Source organism: Microbacterium sp. NPDC058342, from assembly GCF_042723935.1.
Classification (GTDB): domain Bacteria; phylum Actinomycetota; class Actinomycetes; order Actinomycetales; family Microbacteriaceae; genus Microbacterium.
Map to the genome: position 1 here is coordinate 51,010 of NZ_JBHXID010000001.1, position 19,653 is coordinate 70,662.

Below are 19,653 nucleotides of genomic sequence, written 5' to 3' on the forward strand. Positions count from 1 at the left end.
CCCGGAGGCGATCAGCTCACCGCGTCTCCCTGCACAGGTCCGTCGGTGTTCGGCTTCCAGCCCAGCGCGGGGGCGACATGCTCGGCGAACGACTGCAGCACGTGCAGGTTGTACTCGGGGCCGAGCTGGTTGGGGATCGTGAGCATGAGCGTGTCCGCCGCCATCACGGCCTCGTCGGCCCGCAGCTGCTCGATCAGCACGTCGGGCTCGGCCGCATAGGTCTTGCCGAAGGTCGAGCGGTAGCCGTCGATGATGCCGATCTGATCGCCGGACTCCTCCGAGCGCAGCCCGAAGTACGCCCGGTCGCGGTCGCTGACCAGGGGGAACACGCTGCGACTGACCGAGACGCGCGGGCTGCCGGTGTGCCCTGCCGCCCGGTATGCGGCCCGGAACAGGTCGATCTGCTCGCGCTGCAGCTCGTGGAAGGGCTGCCCGGTGGCCTCGGTGAGCAATGTGGAGCTCATCAGGTTCAGGCCTTTGCGCCCGGTGTCCTCCGCCGTCGCGCGTGAGCCCGCGCCCCACCAGATGCGGTCGCGGAGCGTGGGGGACTGCGGCTCGATGGCCAGGTACTGACCGGCACCCACCATGCGCGGGTCGCCGGGGGCGACACGCTCCCCGTCGATGATCCGCAGGAACAGGTCGAACTTCTCGCGGGCCATCACGCTGCCGCGCTCGGTGTCCTCGCCGTCGTGGAAGCCGAAGGTCTCGTAGCCGCGCAGCGCCGTCTCGGGTGAGCCACGGCTCACACCGAGGGCGATGCGTCCGTCTGCGATCAGGTCGAGCGCAGCCGCCTCCTCGGCGAACTGGAACGGATTCTCGTAGCGCATGTCGATCACGCCGGTGCCGACCTCGATGCGACGGGTGCGGGCGGCCATGGCGGTCAGCAGCGGGATCGGTGAGGCAGCCTGCCTGGCCCAGTGGTGCACGCGCACGTACGCGCCGTTCACGCCGATCTCATCGGCGCCCTCGGCGATCTCGATGCTCTGGCGGAGCATGTCGCCCGCCGTGCGCGTGAACGAGCCGGGCACATCCGCGTAGTGCCCGAAGGAGAGGAAACCGAAAGCCTTCATGCTCTATTCGAACGAATGGATGCCGGATGCTATTCCGCCGGGACCAGCAGGCCGTCCGCCACCAGGCGCCGGATGCGCGGCTCCATGTCGGCGCGCATCTCGGCGAGCGGCACCTCGAACAGGTCCGCGAGCGCCGCGATGATCTGCCCGACCGAGAGTTCGCCGTCGCAGGCGCCGACGAAGCCGGCCAGCGCCGAGTCGACGCTGATCGTGCGGGCGAAGCCTCCGCCCTGACGCAGCTCGATCACGCTGGGGTCCTCGCTGCCGGGCATGTGGTGACGCGCCTCGGTCACGTCGGGTGCCACGATCAGCCGGTCGGGGATGCCTCCGGCGAGCGCGTCGTGCGCTGCGAGGCCGGCGCCCAGCGCACGGCCGAGATCCGAGACCGGCTGGGCGAGGGTCTCGAAGCGGCGCAGCGGCTGGGCATCCGCCCGTGCCGGACGACGCAGGAGCACGTACCCGAAGCCGATCGCCGTGACCCCGCGCGTCGTGAAGTCGTCGAGCCAGGCGCGCAGCAGGCCGGTGAACCCGGCATCCCGCGGGAGCGTGCCGCCGTCGCGGATCCACAGCTCGGCGTAGCCGAGCGGGCTCAGCTGCTCCCGCTGGATCAGCCACACGTCGAGGTCTTCCGGAAGCCAGGTGCGCACGCGCTCCAGGCCGTCGACGCCCCCGCGCGACTCCCAGTTGCCCAGCAGCTGGGCGACCCCTCCAGGGGCAAGGTGCTGCGGCGCCGTGCGCAGGAAGCGCTCCACGAGGGCGTCGCCGATCAGGCCGCCGTCGCGGTACTCGTACTCCGGCACGCCGGTGGCGCGCGGAGTGATCACGAAGGGAGGATTCGACACGATCAGGTCGAACGCCTCGCCGGCCACCGGTTCGAAGAGGCTGCCGAGGCGGAACTCCACGTTGCGCACGCCGTTGAGCTGCGCGTTCAGCTCCGCATACGCGAGCGCCCGGGCGGAGATGTCGGTCGCCACCACCGTCTGCGCGTGGCGGGAGACGAGCAGAGCCTGGATGCCGCATCCGGTGCCCAGATCCAGCGCCCGCTCGACGGAGGCCGGGATGATCAGCTCGGCCAGCGTGCGCGACGCTCCGCCCACCCCGAGCACGTGGTCGGCGGGCAGGGAGGTGCCCAGCGCCGTCTCGTCGAGATCGCTGGCGATCCACCACTCCCCCACGCCGTCGGCATCGACGAACGACTGTGGCCGGATCAGCGCCTCCGGCACCACGGTCGCACCGTCCAGGCGCGCCAGTCCGAGCGCGATGATGCCGTCGACGCCGACGCGGGCCAGCGCGCGCTGCACGGCGGGCAGTGGCTGCGGCATCCCCAGCACCCACAGCCGTCCGAGCGTGGGAAGCGGGTCGTCGCGCGAGGCCAGCGCGCGCAGGATCGGCTCACGCAGACCGCGTCCGAGCGCGTCGTCGGCCTCCTCTCCCCACAGCCGCCGCAGCGGGTCGGAACGGAAGTCCGCGGCATCCAGATCAGCGGCGAGCGCCAGCGCGAGAACGGGGTCTGGACGGGGGTGGGCACGATCCGGCACGGCCGTCACTCTACGCGCCTTCAGGGTTCCCCGCGGGTCGCCACCTAGAATCGGGGGCATCGACCGCACCGTCATATCGGCGTCGTCGACCCGAACAATGACAGCGATCTCCCCCCGCGACGGCCTCCGCCACCGCGCGCGCCGGCTGCTGAGCCGGCTCGCCGCGGTGGTCGTCGTCGGCGCGATCGCCGTCGGGAGCGCCTCCACCGCGTCCGCGGCCGACGATGCGGATGCCGAGAAGGGCGGCGACCCCGCGGTCGCTCTGTCCGTGTCCACGGGTGCGGGCTCGCGCATCGAGCCGGGCGGGCCGCTGCTGGCCGCCGTCACCGTGACGAACGACACCGAGAACCTCCTCAGCGCCGGCTCGGTCTCCTTCGAGATCAACGACACCCCTCTCGCCGACGGCAGCGCGCTGGACACCTGGCTCGACCTCGGCACCGCGCCCGGCGGTTTCCGCAGCCTGGCCACCGAGAAGACGCCGGCCGTCCCCCCCGGGGAAAGTGCCCAGGTGAGCACTATCGTCGACGCCGACGCGCTCGGCGACCTGCGCCCCGGGGTCTACCCCGTCCAAGCGCAGCTGACCGGCGCGACGACGGACGACGCCGACGACACCACCTGGGACGTGTCCGCCACCTCGGTGATGGTGGTCGCCGCACCCGGCGAGCGGACCGTCGGTGTGCTCGTGCCCATCACGGCCACTCCGGAAGACGGTTCGCTGCTCACCGCCGACGAGCTGACCGAGCTCACGGCATCCGACGGCGATCTCACCGGGCAGCTCGACGCCGTCACAGGCACGACGGCGATCGTCGGCGTCGATCCCGCGATCCCCGCCGCCATCCGGATGCTCGGAACACGCGCCCCGCAGAGCGCCGTCGACTGGCTCGACCGCCTGGAGGGTCTGGCCAACGACGTCTTCGCTCTGCGGTTCGCCGACGCGGATGCCGCCGTGCAGTCGCACGCCGAACTGTCTCAGGGGCTCGATTCGCTGGACCTGCGACCGCTGATCCAACCCGCCGATCTCCCCCAGGCGCAACCCGAGGCGACGCCGACACCCGGCCCCACACCGTCCGGCGACCCCGTTCTTCCCGACAACGCGGAGCTCACCGGCATCGGCGGGGCGCGCACGGACATCCTGTGGCCGGATGCCGACGTGACCGCAGCCGACCTCGACGCCTTCGACGCGTACGTCGAAGGACGCGCCGTCACGGTGCTCCCGTCGACAGCGCTCAACGCGACAGCGGTCGCGCACAGCACGGTGGACGGACACGACGTGCTCGTGCTCGATGCGCCGACGTCCGCACGGATGTCCGCGACGGTCGAACAGACCGACGTCGGTGCGGCCGAGAGGCAGCTCGCCGGCGCCGCAGGACACCTCTTCTTCGCGGGCAAGCGCTCTTCCACGGTGCTGGTGGGCCTGGAGCGCTCCGAGTCCCGGTCGCCCGTGGCGCTGCGCGAACTGCTGAGCACGTTCGCGTCACCCGACGTGCGCCTGTCCGCCCTGACGACCTCCGACGCCGCGCGGACGCGTCTGATCGCAGAGGCGAACACCTCACGCTCCGCGGCGCTCACCGCGATGCTGGACAGCGAGAAGCGTCTTCGCGCGTTCTCATCGATCCTCGACGAACCCGGCGTGCTGCTCACCCCCGAGCGGATCCGCCTGCTGCGTGCGATCCGCGTCGGGCTCAGCGACGAGGCCTTCACCGGCGGAGTGACCGACCGCGCAGCGCGCGTGCGGACGATCCTCGACTCCGTCGGGATCCAGCGACCCAAACCCGTTCAGCTCATTACCTCCGCGGCACCGCTGCCGGTGTGGGTGCGCAACGACCTGCCCTGGCCGGTGCGCGTCACGCTGCACAGCGACCCGTCCGATCCGCGACTGGACATCACGCCGTCCACCGAGGTCGAGGCCGGACGCTCCGGCAGCACCCGCGTCGACGTGCCGATCCAGGCCCGCGTCGCCAGCGGCGAGGTGGAGGTGGACTTCGAGCTCACCAGCCCCACCGGTGTGGCGATCGGCCGCCCCGCCACCGCCGACGTCACACTGCGGGCCGACTGGGAGGGCATCGGCATCGGCATCCTCGGCGGGGTGATCGCCGTGCTGTTCGTGCTCGGCCTCATCCGCACCATCCGCCGACGGCGTCGGAACACGGTCGACACGACGTCGGCGGAGGAGGACGAATGAGCAGTCTCGGCCGGGCCAGCGCGATCCTCGGCGCGGGGACGCTCGTCTCCCGCGTCACCGGGCTCGTGCGCACCATCGTGCTCGTCGCCGCGATCGGCTCGCTCGGGAGGGCGAGCGACGCCTTCAGCACGGCCAATCAGCTGCCCAACAACGTCTTCACGATCATCCAGACCGGCATCCTCACCGCCGTGATCATCCCGCAGATCGTGAAGTCCGCCTCGCACAAGGACGGCGGCCAGGCGTTCATCTCCAAGCTGTTCACCCTCGGCACCGTGGTGTTCCTCGCCGCCACCGGCGTCGCGATGGTGCTGGCCCCGTGGCTCGTGTTCATCTACGCCAGCAGGTTCACGCCCGACCAGCTCGCCCTCGGCACGGCGTTCGCCTACTGGTGCCTGCCTCAGATCTTCTTCTACGGTCTCTACGCGCTCATCGGCGAGACGCTCAACGCCAAGCGCGTCTTCGGGCCCTACACGTGGGCGCCGATCGCGAACAACCTGATCTCGATCGCCGGCTTCCTCGTCTTCATGATGCTGTTCGGTGGCAACCGGAACGACGTCGACATGTGGGACCCGACCATGATCGCGGTGATGGGCGGGACCGCCACCCTCGGTATCGCCGTCCAGGCGGCACTGCTGCTCGCCGCATGGCGGCGCACCGGGCTGCACCTGCGCCCCGACTTCCGATGGAAGGGCGTCGGGCTCGGTCAGGTCGGCAGATTGGCCGGCTGGACCTTCCTGATGGTGATCGCCGGACAGCTCGCCGGTCTCGCACAGGCGAACGTCGTGTCGGAGGCGTCCGGTGAGCATCCCGCCGGGACCATCATGATGGCCGCGTGGCTGGTGTTCATGCTGCCCTACTCGATCTTCGCCGTCTCCATCGGCACCCCGTACTTCACGCAGATCTCCGAGCACGCCGCCGAGAGCCGGCACGATGAGGTGCGCGGCGACGTGGCCCGCAGCATCCGCGCCATCAGCATCTTCATCGTCGTCTCCGCCGTGGCGCTGGCCGTCGCATCCGTGCCCGCCAGCCGCATCTTCACCCAGTCGGGAATCGAAGCCGAGCAGGCCGCACCCGTGCTGATCTGCTACCTGGTGGGGCTCCTCCCCCTCTCGGTGCTGTTCATCGTGCAGCGCACCTTCTACGCCTACGGCGACACGCGCACGCCGTTCTGGTTCACGGTCGTGCAGTGCGCGCTGATCGTCGTCTCGGCGCTCGTCGCCCCGCTGCTCGTCCCGCTCAGCCAGCTCGCCGCCGCCGTGGCGCTGGGACAGTCACTGGCGGGTCTCGTGCAGGCCCTCATCGCGATCGTGCTGCTGCGACGGCGCCTCGGGGGCCTGGAGGTCCCTGGCATCCTGCTGTCCCTGAGCCGCTTCGCCCTCGCGGCCGTTCCCGCCGGCTTCGCCGGCTGGGGTGTCTACGCGCTGATCGGAGGCGCCGACGGCTGGGCGGTGGCCTCGGACGGGATGGCCGGGCGCCTGCTCGGCGCCGTGGGCACCGGCGTCGTCGGGGGTGCGGCCGTGGTCGTCTACCTGGTCGTGCTGTTCCTGCTGCGCGCGCCTGAGCTGAGCGTGGTCTCGGGGCTCGTCAAGCGGTTCCTGCCCTCGCGCTGACCTGTTCAGCCGCGGGGAATGTCTCACGGTTAGCATGGGTTGAAGCAGTCGTGGCGGGTTCCCCGCGTCCGGGGACGCACCTGCCGGCAGAGGAGAGCACATGCGTCAGGTCATCATCATCGGTTCCGGTCCGGCCGGATTCAGCGCCGCCATCTACGCGGCGCGCGCCAACCTGCAGCCGCTTCTCGTCGCCAGCTCCGTCGAGGTCGGCGGAGAGCTGACCAAGACCACGGACGTCGAGAACTTCCCCGGCTTCCCCGAGGGCATCCAGGGTCCCGACCTCATGGTCAAGCTGCAGGAGCAGGCCGAGAAGTTCGGCACCGAGGTGCTCTACGACGACGTGGTGGAGCTGGACGTGCACGGCCCCGTGAAGAGGGTCACGCTCGGCACGGGCGCGGTGCACGAGGCATCCGCCGTCATCTATGCGACCGGATCCGCCTACCGCAAGCTGAACGTCGAGGGCGAGGAGCGGTTGTCCGGCCACGGCGTCTCGTGGTGCGCCACCTGTGACGGCTTCTTCTTCCGTGAGAAGACCATCGCCGTGGTCGGCGGCGGCGACTCGGCGATGGAGGAGGCCACCTTCCTCACCCGTTTCGCGTCGAAGGTGTACGTCATCCACCGCAAGGACACCCTGCGCGCCTCGAAGATCATGCAGGAGCGCGCGTTCGCGAACGAGAAGATCGAGTTCATCTGGAACAGCGAGGTCGACGAGATCCTCGGTGAGTTCGAGACCTCGGGCGTGCGACTGAGGTCCGTCGTCGACGGCTCTACGAGCGAGCTCGACGTGCAGGGCGTCTTCGTCGCGATCGGCAACGACCCGCGCACCCACCTCGTGCACGACAAGCTCGACCTCGCACCGGAGGGCACCATCTGGGTCGACGGCCGCTCGTCGCGAACCTCGGTGCCCGGGATCTTCGCCGCCGGCGACGTGATCGATCCGACCTACCGCCAGGCCGCGACCGCCGCCGGCTCGGGCGTGGTCGCCGCGCTCGACGTGGAGCACTTCCTCGCCTCACTCGAAGACGCCTCCGTCGAGGTCCCCGCCGCCGAAGCGGCGGAGATCATCGTCGGCTGAGGCGACGGGAACACATCCCCCACTTCCCGTGTTGTACCCGGGAAGAGACCGAATCGCAGGACCGAACAGGAAGAGACACCATGACTGCCAAGGCAACCACCGAGGCGACCTGGGAGCAGGACGTGCTCCAGGCCGACGGCCCCGTTCTCGTCGACTTCTGGGCCGCGTGGTGCGGTCCGTGTCGGATGGTCGCTCCCGTTCTCGATGAGATCCAGGCCGAGAACCCCGACAAGATCACGGTCCTCAAGCTGAACGTCGATGAGAACCCCAACCTCGCGATGCAGTACCAGATCACCTCGATCCCCGCGATGAAGGTGTTCCACGGCGGTGAGGTCAAGACCACGATCATCGGCGCCAAGCCGAAGTTCGCGCTCGAGCAGGACCTCGCCGCGTTCATCGGCTGATCCCGCTGCTCTCTCCGAAGCCCGTCGCCTCACCGGCGGCGGGCTTCGTCGTACCGGATGCCGGATGCGGGGAGGCGGATGCGGGGAGGCGGAGGCGGCCTGCCCGGCTCAGGACGCGTCGGCGATCGACGGGTCCCAGCGCCGGTGGCGCTGCTCTCCGAGCATCCCCCACACCGCTTTGGTCAGCTCGGGATACTCGAGCGCGATCTGACGAAGCACGCGGTAGTGACGGGCGGCGTTGGGGCGCACGCTGTCGTTGGCGCGGATGTTCTCGGCGCGCAGCAGGTACACCACGAGCTCGTCCACGCTCGGCAGATCCTCCATGAAGTCCCACGGGTCCTCACCCGCCCGCAGGCGCTCCTGGATCAGCACGGCACGCTCGTCCGACGCCTCGGCGCGCAGCACTTCCAGGCTGGCTCTGCGGGGCACGGACTCGGTCACCCGACAAGCCTACGCGCCGGAGGGACGCCTGCGGCGCTCGACGATCACATCCTCGGTCATCGACTCCAGCTCCCGGCCCTTCGTCTCGGCGACTTTGTAGTACACGAAGAAGAACGACAGCAGAGCGAAGAACGCGTAGAACCCGTAGGCGAAGGTGAGGCCGATCTCCGCGAACGCAGGGAACGTCGTCGAGATGAAGAAGTTCGCCACCCACTGCGCCGCCGCGGCGACCGCGAGGGCGCCGGCGCGGATCGAGTTGGGGAACATCTCCCCCAGAAGCACCCACACCAGCGGGCCCCAGGTCGCCCCGAAGAACACCACGAATGCGTTCGCGCAGACCAGGGCGACTCCCGACCACGGTTCGGGAAGCACGACCGCGCCCTCGGCATCCAGGGTGCCGAACGAGAACGCGACCGCCATGAGTCCCAGCGTGACCGTCATCCCGACCGAACCGACGAGCAGCATCAGGCGGCGCCCGACGCGGTCGACGAGCAGGATCGCGATGATGGTGACCACGATGTTGGTCACCGAGGTGATGACGGTGATCGTCAGAGCGTCGGACTCGTCGAACCCGACGGACTTCCACAGCGTCGTCGAGTAGTAGAAGATCACGTTGATGCCCACGAACTGCTGGAAGATGCTCAGCAGGATCCCGACCCAGACGATCGGCTTGAGGCCGAGTCTGCTTCCGCGCAGATCGCGCAGCGATTCCTTGCGCTCGGTGTTGATCGTGCCGGTGATCTCGACGATCTTCGCATCGACGTCGATGGCACCGGTCACCGTGCTGAGCACCTCGGAGGCCCGGTCGATGTCTCCCTTGGCCACCAGGTAGCGCGGTGATTCGGGCAGCCGGAGCGCCATGATGCCGTAGACGAGCGCCGGCACCGCCTCAGCGATGAACATCCACCGCCAGGCATCCAGCACCCACAGGGACTCCGCGGCACCGCCGGCTGCGCCGGCGAGAAGGGCATCCGAGAGCAGCGCGACGAAGATTCCGGTGACGATCGCGAGCTGCTGCAGCGAGCCGAGGCGCCCGCGCACGCGGGCGGGCGACACCTCGGCGATGTAGGCGGGGGCGATCACCGACGCCGCCCCGACCCCGAAGCCGCCGATGATACGCCAGATGATCAGGTCGATCACGCCGAAGGCGAGCCCCGAGCCGATGGCGGAGACGAAGAAGAGCACGGCCGCGGTGATCATGGTGGGGACGCGCCCGTACCGGTTGGCGACCGGGCCTGCGAACCAGGCGCCGATGGCGCAGCCGATCAGGGCCGAGGAGACCGCGAAGCCCTTCAGACCGACGCCCAGGTCGAATGCTCCGGCCAGGGCGTCGACCGCGCCGTTGATCACCGCGGTGTCGAACCCGAAGAGGAAGCCTCCCAGGGCCGCGGCGATACTGACTCCGATGACGCGTCCGCGAATCGAATCCGCCTTCGCCGTGCTTGCCATGGCAACCCCCCTGTTGGATCTGCCCGGAGCATAACGCACCGGCAGAAGCCCGCGGAAGGGGCTGGATCAGCGTGCGCCGTACTCGTCCTCGCCGAGGTCGTTCAGGATCCGGTTGAGGTCCTGGATGGATGCGAACTCGATCTTGACCTGGCCTTTTCGTGCACCGAGGGTGATCTGCACGCGCGTGTTGAGGCGATCGCCCAGCTTGCTCGCCACCTCATCGAGGTACGCGCGCCTGGCCCCCGCCTGCGGCTTGCTCCTGCCGCCCGGGGCTGCGGGCAGTGTCTTCGCGGCGGCTTCTGTGGCACGCACCGAGAGGTCTTCGTTCACGACCTTGTCGGCGAGGTGCTGCATGCGCTCCGGATCGTCGACGGAGAGGATGGCGCGGGCATGACCGGCAGAGAGCACGCCGGCGGCGACGCGCTGCTGCACGGGAACGGGCAGGCGCAGCAGGCGGATCGTGTTGCTGATCTGCGGGCGCGAGCGACCGATGCGCGTGGCGAGCTCCTCCTGCGTGATGCCGAAGTCCTCGAGGAGCTGCTGGTAGGCGGATGCCTCTTCGAGGGGGTTCAGCTCCGATCGGTGCAGGTTCTCGAGCAGCGCGTCTCGCAGCAGATCTTCGTCTGCGGTTTCGCGCACGATCGCGGGGATCTCGGCGAGCCCGGCTTCGCGCGCGGCGCGGGTGCGCCGCTCCCCCATGATCAGCTCGTAGTCGCCCGCGGAGTTCTTGCGCACCACGACGGGCTGCAGCACGCCGAACTCTCGGACGCTGTGCACGAGCTCGGCGAGGTGCTCCTCATCGAAGTGCGTGCGCGGCTGACGCGGGTTCGGGACGATCTTCCGCGGGTCGATCCTGATGAGGTGGATGCCCGGGACCTCGTTGAGCGCGACGTCGTCGGGCGCCGGGGCATCCGCGACTGGGGCCTCCGAGACGGTCTTCGCGCCCGGGAAGAAGACGTCGACCGGGCGCTCGGCCTGATCCGTCGTCGGGATCAGCGCGCCGATTCCCCGACCGAGTCCGGTTCTCTTGGCCATCAGTTCTCCTTCTTCTGCGCGTCGTGGGGAGCGCGTCGTGCGATCTCCACCGCAGCTTCACGATAGGCGACCGCCCCGGCGGAGGACCCGTCGTAGGCGATCACGGTCTGTCCGAAGCTCGGCGCCTCGGAGACGCGTACGGAGCGCGGGATCACCGCATCCAGAACCTGCTCCGGGAAGTGGGTGCGCACCTCGTCGGCCACCTGCTGCGCCAGGCGCGTGCGGCCGTCGTACATCGTCAGGAGGATCGTCGACAGGTGCAGTTCGGGATTCAGATGCTTCTGGATCATCTGGATGCTGCCGAGCAGCTGACTGAGGCCCTCGAGTGCGTAGTACTCGCACTGGATCGGGATCATGACCTCGGATGCCGCCGTGAACGCGTTGATCGTGAGAAGGCCGAGTGAAGGCGGGCAGTCGATGATGACGATGTCCTTCGGGCTCTCCCGAAGATAGGTCTCCAGCGCTCGACGCAGCCGGAACTCGCGCGCGACCTGCGAGACGAGTTCGATCTCAGCGCCCGCGAGGTGGATGGTGCTGGGGGCACAGAAGAGGTTGGGGGATTCCGGGCTCGGCTGCACGATCTCCGCGAAAGGCAGGTCGTCGATGAGCACGTTGTAGATGCTGGAGGTGTCGGCGCTGTGCGTGACACCCAGTGCGGTGGACGCGTTGCCCTGCGGGTCGAGATCGACGACGAGTACCTGCGCGCCGAGTTCCGCGAGGGCGGATGCGAGGTTCACCGCCGAGGTCGTCTTGCCGACGCCGCCCTTCTGATTCGAGACCGTGAAGATGCGCGGTTCTCCCCCGAAGGTGACCTTCACGTCCCGAAGTGCTCTGCGGCGGCTGGAGAGGTCGGCGAGTTCCCGAGCAAGCGGGGTATCCATCCCGAAGTCGTCGTTCGGCGATGCGTTGTCGGATGGTTTCACGTGAAACATCGACTCCTTTCGGGACCGTCTACCACTCTAATCGTGCGCTCGGACATGGCGAAACGCGCCTCCCGGTCATTGAGCGAGGAGCCGAAATGTGTCGTCGACCCATGGAGGACGTTTCGACTCGCTTCGCTCGCTCAACGACCGGTACACGCCTCCGCCCCCGGTCATTGAGCGAGGAGCGCAGCGACGAGACGATATGCCCCATCCCGTTTCACGTGAAACAACGCCGCTTCATGGAGCACGTTTCGACTCGCTCCGCTCGCTCAACGACCGGCACCCACACCCCCGGTCATTGAGCGAGGAGCGCAGCGACGAGACGAAATGCCCCACTCCCGTTTCACGTGAAACATCCCCGCCTTTAGACCGCGTTTCGACTCGCTTCGCTCGCTCAACGACCGGCACACGCCTCCGCTTCACGGGCGACGTTTCGACTCGCTCCGCTCGCTCAACGACCGCCACTCCCACCCGGTCATTGAGCCAGGAGCGCAGCGACGAGACGAAATGCCCACCCCCGTTTCACGTGAAACATCGCCGCTTCATGGACACGTTTCGACTCGCTTCGCTCGCTCAACGACCGGCACACGCCTCCGCTTCACGGGCGACGTTTCGACTCGCTCCGCTCGCTCAACGACCGGGAACCACACCCCCGGTCATTGAGCGAGGAGCGCAGCGACGAGACGAAATGCCCCACTCCGGTTTCACGTGAAACAACGCCGCTTCATGGAGCACGTTTCGACTCGCTCCGCTCGCTCAACGACCGCCACACCACCCGGTCATTGAGCGAGGAGCGCAGCGACGAGACGAAATGCCCACCACCACCCCGAGTATCAAGCGCTACTGCGACGAGCGGAGCGCTCGTTCCCGCGCGCTCCAGCCCTTGATGGCGTCGAAGCCTCCCTCAATGAAGGCAAGACGCTTGGCATGGCTCCATCCTTGAATGCGCTTCTCGAGACTGAATGCCTCGTCGATCCGGTCGAACTCCGCGAACCACACGAGCTCCACGGGGAGCCGACACGACGTGTAGTCACTGCCGAGCCCCTGAGCATGGGTTTGCAGCCGTGCTTCCAGGTCGCGCGTGCTGCCGGCGTAGAACGTGCCGTCGGAGCAACGAAGGATGTAGGTGTATCCGATCATCGATCGAACCTACGCTCTGACGCACCGAGGCGACCGCCGCTGTGCCAGTGACGGTGGATGTTTCACGTGAAACGCCAACCTGTGGAGAAGAGTGGGCGTTTCGACTGGCTTCGCTCGCTCAACGACCGGGGAGCAGCCATCCACGTCCCGCGTCGCTCTGCGCCAGCGCAGCGTTTCACGTGAAACATGGCGCTGGGGGAGGCCGGTTTCGACTCGCTTCGCTCGCTCAACGACCGGAGAGCAGCTACCCATATGCCGCCTCGCTCCTGGCTCAGCGTTTCACGTGAAACATCATGCGCGAACGCGCGCGCGGAAGACCCGCGTGGTCTCTGCGAGAACGTCCTCGCCGAGCACCTCCACGCTCACGTCCGTGACTCTGTGCTTCTTCAGCACCTTCTGTGCGGCGTCGATCTCGGTCTGCACGTTCATGCCCTTGAGCAGGATCAGCTCACCGCCGTCCTTCGCCAGGGGCGCGGTGATCGGAACGAGTGTTCGCAGCGCACTCACGGCACGCGCCGTGACCACATCGAACTCCAGGCCCACGTCCTCCGCCCTAGCACGCATCACCCGGACGTTCTGCAGAGCCAGGTCGGCGACGCGCTCCTCCAGCCAGGCGACGCGGCGTTCCATCGGCTCGATCAGCGTCCACTCCACATCCGGCCGAGCGATCGCGAGGACCAGACCCGGAAGACCCGCACCCGAACCGACGTCGGCCACGGAGCCATGGAACAGTGGCGCGGCGATCGCGGAGTTCAGCACGTGGCGCGTCCACAGGCGCGGAAGTTCCAGAGGGCCGATCAGTCCCCGCAGCTCCCCCTCCGCAGCGAGGGCGGCCGTGAACCGGCGCGCCAGATCTATCTGATCACCGAAGAGGTCCTCGGCGACAGCGGGTTCTGGCTCGAACGCGGGACGGGCATCAGACAACGGTCCTCCTTGACAGCATCATTTCGACTCGCTCCGCTCGCTCAATGACCGGGGTGGAGGCGACAGGATCATTTCGACTCGCTCCGCTCGCTCAATGACCGGGCGCAACGAAGTCGCACCGTTTCACGTGAAACATCCCGCCGCGTCAGCCGCGCGAGATGACCGTGTGCCGGTCCGATCCTTCACCGTACGACTCCGACACCAGTCCCCTGTCGGACACGATGTCGTGCACCAGCTTGCGCTCGTAGCTCGACATCGCCGGCAGGGATGCCTGACTCGCGCCCTCGTCGAGCTTGGCCACGGCCGCGTCGACCAGCGACTCCAGCTGACGGCGACGCGTGTCGCGGGAACCGCCGATGTCGAGGATCATGCGCGAGAACGAGCCGGTCTTGCTCTGGACCGCGAGCCGGGTCAGCTCCTGCAGCGCCTGCACGGTGTCCGGTGCGGACAGCAGCGACAGCGAGTCGTCCTCGGCCTCGACCGAGACGTAGGCCCGTCCCTGCCGGACGTCGAGGTTCAGGTCTCCGTCGATGTCGGCGATGTCCAGCAGCTCCTCGAGGAAGTCCGCGGCGATGTCACCCTCGTGCTCGAGCTCCTCGTCCGTCGCATCGACGGACGTCTTCAGCTCCTCAGCGGTCATCAGTTGACCCCCTTCTTCTTCGCGCGCTTCTTGCTCATCGGCTGCTCGCGCTTGGGTGCCTCGGCCTTGGCCCGCTCGACCTCCTCGAGCTTGCGCTGCTGCTCGGCCTCGTACACGGACATCGGAACCACCTTGCCCTCGGCGTTGATCGCCTTGCCCTTGCGCGCCAGGCGTTCCTCACGCGCGCGAGCGGCCTCGGATCCGGGCGTAGGCATCTCACGGATCACGAGGAACTGCTGGCCCATGGTCCACAGGTTCGACACGAACCAGTACATGACGACGCCGAGCGGGAAGAAGACACCAGAGAAGATGAAGCCCAGCGGCAGCACGTAGAGCATGATCTTCTGCATCTGGTACGCCTGGCCGGTCTTCGCCTCGGGCGACAGGTTCTTCGAGATGATCTGGAGCTGCGTGAAGAACTGCGACGCGATCATGAGCACCACGAGAATGACCAGCAGCACGATCGCAGGAGTGTTCTGCGCGTTCCAGGCGTCGCCGAGGGTCTCGTGCAGCGAGACCGATCCGAGCAGCTTCGCGTCGTAGAACTCGCGGGTCAGCTCGGGCGTCAGCATCCCGACGCCGCCGCCGCCGGCCTGCGCGTGGGTACCCACATCGCGCAGCACGCTGAACAGCGCGAAGAAGATCGGCATCTGCACGAGCAGCGGCAGACAGCTCGACATCGGCGTCGTTCCGTGCTTCTTGTACAGCGCCATGGTCTCGCGGCTCATCGCCTCGCGGGACAGCTGGTCACGTTTGCCCTTGTACTTCTCCTGGACTTTTCGCAGCTCAGGAGCGATTTCCATCATCTTCCGCTGGCTCTTGATCTGCTTCACGAACAGCGGGAAGACCGCCGCGCGCACGATAATCACCAGTCCGACGATCGACAGCACCCAGGTGATGCCCTCGGCGGCGGGAAGGCCGGCGACGGTCAGCAGCCAGTGCCAGGCGACGAGGATCAGCTCGACCGCCCACTTCAGCGGCCAGAGGATCACGCCGAGCAGGTCGAAGCCGCCGCCGGAGTCGGCCGGTGCGGTGGTGCTTGCGAGCAGAAGGTCAAGACCCACTGTTCAGTCCTTTCGAGCGGGTACGACGAACCCGCGAGGAGTCAGGTCGTATCGGAAGTGAGCGTGCGGGCGGACGTCGTCGACGCCACCCTTGCTCCACGGGTTGCAGCGCAGGATGCGCCACGCGGAGAGCACTGCTCCCCGCACGGCACCGTGCTGCTGCACCGCACCTACAGCGTATGCGGAACAGGACGGGTAATACCTGCACACGTCCCCATACAGCGGAGAGATAAGGGATCGATAGGCAACGAGAAACGCCAGAACGGCGTTCCTCGGCAGGATCAGGACGCCCCGGAGCAGATCGGATGCCCGGAACCGGGCGGTTCCGAACGCATAGGACGGCAGGGCGCTCATGCGCGCACCGCCCCGCCGACCAGACGGTCGAGGCAGCGGGCGACATCGCCGCGGAGCAGGGCGAAGTCGGCGTCTGCGGATGCAGGAAGGGCACGGATGACGACATCCGTGCCCTGGGGAACCGTGTCGGCGAACTCCGCGCATGCCGCCTTGAGACGGCGTCGAACGGTGTTGCGAACCACGGCGGTTCCCACCTGCTTGCTGATGATGAACCCGAATCGCGGCACGCCGTCCTGCGCAGAGGGCAGGACGGACGTGATCACGCGCGCTCCACCGCACCTCTTGCCGCGACGAACCACCTGGCGGTAGTCGACACCGCGGGTCAGACGATTCGGCCGGGCGAGCACGGCGGGTCCGGGCGAGGGCTCAGGCCGAGAGCTCGGTGCGGCCCTTCGCGCGGCGGGCCGACAGAATGGCACGGCCGGCGCGGGTGCGCATGCGGGCGCGGAAGCCGTGCTTCTTGGCGCGACGACGGTTGTTGGGCTGGAAAGTGCGCTTGCTCATGGAATCACTCCGGAACTGGTGTCACCGGGCTTGATCATCCGGAGACAGGGGGTACTGCCAAAAGGCATAAGTCAACCGACTAAGGGTACGACCTGCCACGGCGCAGGGCAAATCCGCCGACGGATGCCGCTGTGCCGCCCGCCAGTTACGCACACCCATTATCCACAACTGTGGAGATTGCGTGACATCACGACACACCCGCGTGTTTCCGGGGGCGGGTTGCCGTCTCGCCGGGCTATGACTACCGTGGCATCCGACGTTATCCACAGGGGGAGTTCACGCTTCACGCGGCCTTTCCACAACCTCGCCGGAGCACCATGACCTCTGCAGCCCACCCCGATGTGCCGATCTGGCCGACCCTGCTGCAGCGTCTCTCCGAGGACGATCGCGTCTCGCCTCAGCTGCACGGGTTCCTGAGCCTGGTCGTGCCGGCCGGGGTGATGGGCGGCGTGCTCTACCTCGACGTCCCGAACGACCTGACCGCGGCGCAGATCAACAAGCGCCTGCGGATGCCGCTGATGGAGGCCCTCTCCGCGATCGGCGAGGAGGTCACCTCGTATCGCACCGTGGTGAACCACGAGCTCGCCGATCAGCCGACCGCACCGATCTCGGTGCCCGAGTTCGCCGTCTCCGAGCCGTTGCGCGTCGAACAGGCTGCCGACTCCCCTCCCGTGCTGCGCCACGAATCACGGTTGAACCCGAAGTACACCTTCGACAACTTCGTGATCGGCCAGTCCAATCGTTTCGCGCACGCCGCGGCGGTCGCGGTCGCCGAAGCACCCGCCAAGGCCTACAACCCGCTGTTCATCTACGGCGACTCCGGTCTGGGGAAGACGCACCTGCTGCATGCGATCGGCGACTACGCCCAGTCCCTCTACGCCGGGGTCAAGGTCCGCTACGTCTCCAGCGAGGAGTTCACGAACGACTTCATCAACTCGATCGCGAACAACCGGGGCGCCGCCTTCCAGAGCCGGTACCGCGAGGTCGACATCCTCATGATCGACGACATCCAGTTCCTGCAGGGCCGCGCCGAGACGCAGGAGGCGTTCTTCCACACCTTCAACCAGCTGCACGACCACAACAAGCAGGTCGTGATCACCAGCGATGTGGCACCCAAGCTGCTCACCGGCTTCGAGGACCGCATGCGCAGCCGGTTCGAGTGGGGTCTGATCACCGACGTCCAGGCACCCGACCTCGAGACGCGCATCGCGATCCTGCGCAAGAAGGCGCAGAGCGAGTCGCTGCACATCCCCGACGAGGTGCTCGAGTACATCGCCACCGTGGTCTCGTCGAACATCCGCGAGCTCGAGGGGGCGCTCATCCGCGTCTCGGCCTTCGCGAGCCTGAACCGGTCGGCGCTGGACATCTCGCTCGCTCAGACCGTGCTGCGCGACATCGTCGACACCACCGAGGACAACGTCATCTCGCCGACCGACATCATCACGTCGACGGCGGCCTACTTCAAGCTCACGGTCGACGACCTGTACGGTTCGAGCCGTTCGCAGCAGATCGCCGTCGCCCGACAGATCGCCATGTACCTCTGCCGTGAGCGGACGAGCCTGTCGCTGCCGAAGATCGGGCAGCTGTTCGGCAACCGCGATCACACCACAGTGATGTACGCCTGCAAGAAGATCAGTGAGCTCATGAAGGAGCGCCGCTCGATCTACAACCAGGTGACCGAGATCACCACGCAGATCAGCCGTCGCTGACGACCGCGACACGCCTGTCGCTCAGCGGCATCGGGACAGTTGTCCGCAGGCACTGTGGATAACTTGTGGAAACATCGGCCTCCGGATGCCCTGGACCTGCGTCGGCTGTGGATAACGTCGGAGTCGGCACATCGACCGGATGCCCCGGAAACCCCCGGATTCCTCAGGGCTTCCACATCTCACACGGCTGTAGTTTCTTACTCTCCGCTGATATCCACCGACTTATCCACAGAATCCACAGTTGTTAACACCGTTAAGAGATCTCTCTCTGAAATGGGCTCCCCGATGACCAGACGGATGTGGACGGGAACCGCGTCACGGCACTCGCAGGGTAGCGAGCGCTCACCCTCCTGCGACTAGCATGGGATCGCCTGCAGTGGGCCCACTGCGAACAGGTGAAGTGCAACGAGGGAGCGTCCGTGAGGTTCCAGGTCAACCGCGATGTGTTCAGCGAGGCTGTGTCCTTCGTCGTGAAGCTGCTTCCGCAGCGAAACCCGCAGCCGATCCTCGCGGGTGTCCTGATCGAGGCATCCGCAGAGGGGCTGACCCTCTCGGCGTTCGACTACGAGGCATCCGCTCGCACAACGATCGAGGCGACCGTCGACGACCCGGGTACGATCCTCGTGCACGGCCGTCTGCTCTCCGACATCGCCAGCCGCCTGCCCAACGCTCCGATCGAGATCGCGGTCGAGGAGGACGGCGGCATCGCCGTCACCTGCGGATCCGCGCGGTTCACGCTCGCCGCTATGCCCGTCGAGGAATATCCCTCCATCCCGGAGGTCAGTGGCGCCACCGGAGTCGTGCCCGCCGAGGACTTCGGCACCGCGATCGCGCAGGTGGCGTTCGCGGCATCCCGCGACGACGTCACCCCTGTGCTCACCGGGGTGCAGCTCGAGGTCTCCGGCACCAACCTCAGCCTGGTGGCCACCGACCGTTACCGGGTGTCGCTGCGCGACGTCCCCTGGGACGGCGAGGCCGGCGACCAGACCGCCCTGGTCCCCGCACGCACGCTGACCGAGGTCGGCAAGACGTTCGCCCATGCGGGAAACATCGAGATCGCCTTCTCGGGAGCCGGCGATCGCGAGATCATCGCGTTCACCGCCGGCAACAAGACGGTCACCTCACTCCTGATCAAGGGCAACTTCCCGCCGGTGCGCCGGCTGTTCCCCGAGCAGACCGACCATTACGCGGTCGTGAACACCGCTGAGCTCATCGAGGCGGTCCGCCGTGTCGCGCTGGTGCTCGACCGCTCCGCCCCGCTGCGGTTCACCTTCGGGGCCGACGGTGTGACGATGGATGCCTCGGGCAGCGAGCAGGCCCGCGCATCCGAGTCGGTCGACGCGCACCTCAACGGCGGTGACGACGTGACCCTCGGCCTGAACCCGCAGTACCTGCTCGAGGCCCTCGGCGCCGTCAAGAGCGAGTTCACCCGCGTCACGTTCACCTCGAGCGACAACGCGAACAAGCTCAGCCCGGTTCTTGTGACCAGCCAGACCTCGGTGGATCAGGCCGGCCTCGACTCGTTCAAGTACCTGCTGCAGCCGAACCTGCTGCTACGGTGATCGCCGGCGTCGGTCCCCGGACCGATGTC

Annotated in this window: 19 protein-coding genes; 6 read left to right on the forward strand and 13 right to left on the reverse strand. The window is 67.7% G+C overall.

Annotation, left to right across the window (positions count from 1 at the left end; genetic code table 11):
• Positions 1-11: 11 nt before the first annotated feature.
• On the reverse strand, positions 12-1,070 hold the full coding sequence (locus ACFWHT_RS00190; protein ID WP_378824354.1) for an LLM class flavin-dependent oxidoreductase: 1,059 nt from the start codon (positions 1,068-1,070) through the stop codon (positions 12-14).
• Positions 1,071-1,099: 29 nt separating this feature from the next.
• Positions 1,100-2,617: a methyltransferase gene (locus ACFWHT_RS00195; protein ID WP_378824355.1), complete on the reverse strand. Its 1,518-nt coding sequence runs from the start codon at positions 2,615-2,617 to the stop codon at positions 1,100-1,102.
• 88 nt (positions 2,618-2,705) lie between these two features.
• Between ACFWHT_RS00195 and ACFWHT_RS00200 the strand changes: the two genes are divergently transcribed.
• The 4 genes from ACFWHT_RS00200 (at position 2,706) to trxA (ending at position 7,879) form a co-directional block, all read left to right on the forward strand.
• Positions 2,706-4,790 (forward strand): DUF6049 family protein, encoded by a 2,085-nt coding sequence (locus ACFWHT_RS00200; RefSeq protein WP_378824357.1) that lies wholly within the window; start codon positions 2,706-2,708, stop codon positions 4,788-4,790.
• A complete protein-coding gene (gene murJ, locus ACFWHT_RS00205) occupies positions 4,787-6,400 on the forward strand; it encodes a murein biosynthesis integral membrane protein MurJ (protein WP_378824359.1) in 1,614 nt (537 codons plus the stop codon). Before ACFWHT_RS00200 ends, murJ begins: the two co-directional genes overlap by 4 nt.
• A 100-nt stretch (positions 6,401-6,500) precedes the next feature.
• Positions 6,501-7,475 carry a thioredoxin-disulfide reductase gene (trxB, locus tag ACFWHT_RS00210; RefSeq protein ID WP_378824361.1) on the forward strand — a complete coding sequence of 325 codons (975 nt, stop codon included), beginning with the start codon at positions 6,501-6,503 and terminating at the stop codon, positions 7,473-7,475.
• An 80-nt stretch (positions 7,476-7,555) separates the two neighbouring features.
• Positions 7,556-7,879 carry a thioredoxin gene (gene trxA, locus ACFWHT_RS00215; protein ID WP_378824362.1) on the forward strand — a complete coding sequence of 108 codons (324 nt, stop codon included), beginning with the start codon at positions 7,556-7,558 and terminating at the stop codon, positions 7,877-7,879.
• Positions 7,880-7,987: 108 nt separating this feature from the next.
• On the opposite strand, the gene ACFWHT_RS00220 is transcribed toward trxA, so the two are convergent.
• The 11 genes from ACFWHT_RS00220 to rpmH all read right to left on the reverse strand — a co-directional run bounded on the left by ACFWHT_RS00220 (position 7,988) and on the right by rpmH (position 16,353).
• A complete protein-coding gene (locus ACFWHT_RS00220) occupies positions 7,988-8,320 on the reverse strand; it encodes a tryptophan synthase subunit alpha (protein ID WP_378824364.1) in 333 nt (110 codons plus the stop codon).
• 9 nt (positions 8,321-8,329) lie between these two features.
• A complete protein-coding gene (locus ACFWHT_RS00225) occupies positions 8,330-9,769 on the reverse strand; it encodes a sugar porter family MFS transporter (RefSeq protein WP_378824366.1) in 1,440 nt (479 codons plus the stop codon).
• Positions 9,770-9,835: 66 nt separating this feature from the next.
• Positions 9,836-10,804 (reverse strand): ParB/RepB/Spo0J family partition protein, encoded by a 969-nt coding sequence (locus tag ACFWHT_RS00230; protein ID WP_378824367.1) that lies wholly within the window; start codon positions 10,802-10,804, stop codon positions 9,836-9,838.
• Positions 10,804-11,685, reverse strand: a complete 882-nt coding sequence (locus ACFWHT_RS00235; protein ID WP_378824370.1) for a ParA family protein — start codon at positions 11,683-11,685, stop codon at positions 10,804-10,806. The genes ACFWHT_RS00230 and ACFWHT_RS00235 overlap by 1 nt, the downstream gene beginning before the upstream one ends.
• An 882-nt stretch (positions 11,686-12,567) precedes the next feature.
• A complete protein-coding gene (locus tag ACFWHT_RS00240) occupies positions 12,568-12,867 on the reverse strand; it encodes a GIY-YIG nuclease family protein (protein ID WP_378824372.1) in 300 nt (99 codons plus the stop codon).
• A gap of 291 nt (positions 12,868-13,158) precedes the next feature.
• Complete coding sequence (gene rsmG, locus ACFWHT_RS00245) at positions 13,159-13,791, reverse strand: 16S rRNA (guanine(527)-N(7))-methyltransferase RsmG (protein ID WP_378824373.1); 633 nt, start codon at positions 13,789-13,791, stop codon at positions 13,159-13,161.
• A gap of 145 nt (positions 13,792-13,936) precedes the next feature.
• On the reverse strand, positions 13,937-14,431 hold the full coding sequence (locus tag ACFWHT_RS00250) for a protein jag (RefSeq protein ID WP_378824375.1): 495 nt from the start codon (positions 14,429-14,431) through the stop codon (positions 13,937-13,939).
• The gene (yidC, locus tag ACFWHT_RS00255; protein WP_378824377.1) at positions 14,431-15,495 is read right to left on the reverse strand and encodes a membrane protein insertase YidC; all 1,065 of its coding nucleotides are present in this window, start codon (positions 15,493-15,495) and stop codon (positions 14,431-14,433) included. The genes ACFWHT_RS00250 and yidC overlap by 1 nt, the downstream gene beginning before the upstream one ends.
• 3 nt (positions 15,496-15,498) lie before the next feature.
• Positions 15,499-15,849 carry a membrane protein insertion efficiency factor YidD gene (yidD, locus tag ACFWHT_RS00260; protein WP_378824378.1) on the reverse strand — a complete coding sequence of 117 codons (351 nt, stop codon included), beginning with the start codon at positions 15,847-15,849 and terminating at the stop codon, positions 15,499-15,501.
• Positions 15,846-16,268, reverse strand: a complete 423-nt coding sequence (gene rnpA / locus ACFWHT_RS00265) for a ribonuclease P protein component (protein WP_378824380.1) — start codon at positions 16,266-16,268, stop codon at positions 15,846-15,848. The genes yidD and rnpA overlap by 4 nt, the downstream gene beginning before the upstream one ends.
• A complete protein-coding gene (rpmH, locus tag ACFWHT_RS00270) occupies positions 16,216-16,353 on the reverse strand; it encodes a 50S ribosomal protein L34 (protein ID WP_022879826.1) in 138 nt (45 codons plus the stop codon). The genes rnpA and rpmH overlap by 53 nt, the downstream gene beginning before the upstream one ends.
• A gap of 317 nt (positions 16,354-16,670) precedes the next feature.
• Between rpmH and dnaA the strand changes: the two genes are divergently transcribed.
• On the forward strand, positions 16,671-18,062 hold the full coding sequence (gene dnaA / locus ACFWHT_RS00275; protein ID WP_378824381.1) for a chromosomal replication initiator protein DnaA: 1,392 nt from the start codon (positions 16,671-16,673) through the stop codon (positions 18,060-18,062).
• A gap of 419 nt (positions 18,063-18,481) precedes the next feature.
• On the forward strand, positions 18,482-19,624 hold the full coding sequence (dnaN, locus tag ACFWHT_RS00280) for a DNA polymerase III subunit beta (RefSeq protein ID WP_378824382.1): 1,143 nt from the start codon (positions 18,482-18,484) through the stop codon (positions 19,622-19,624).
• Positions 19,625-19,653: the final 29 nt, after the last annotated feature.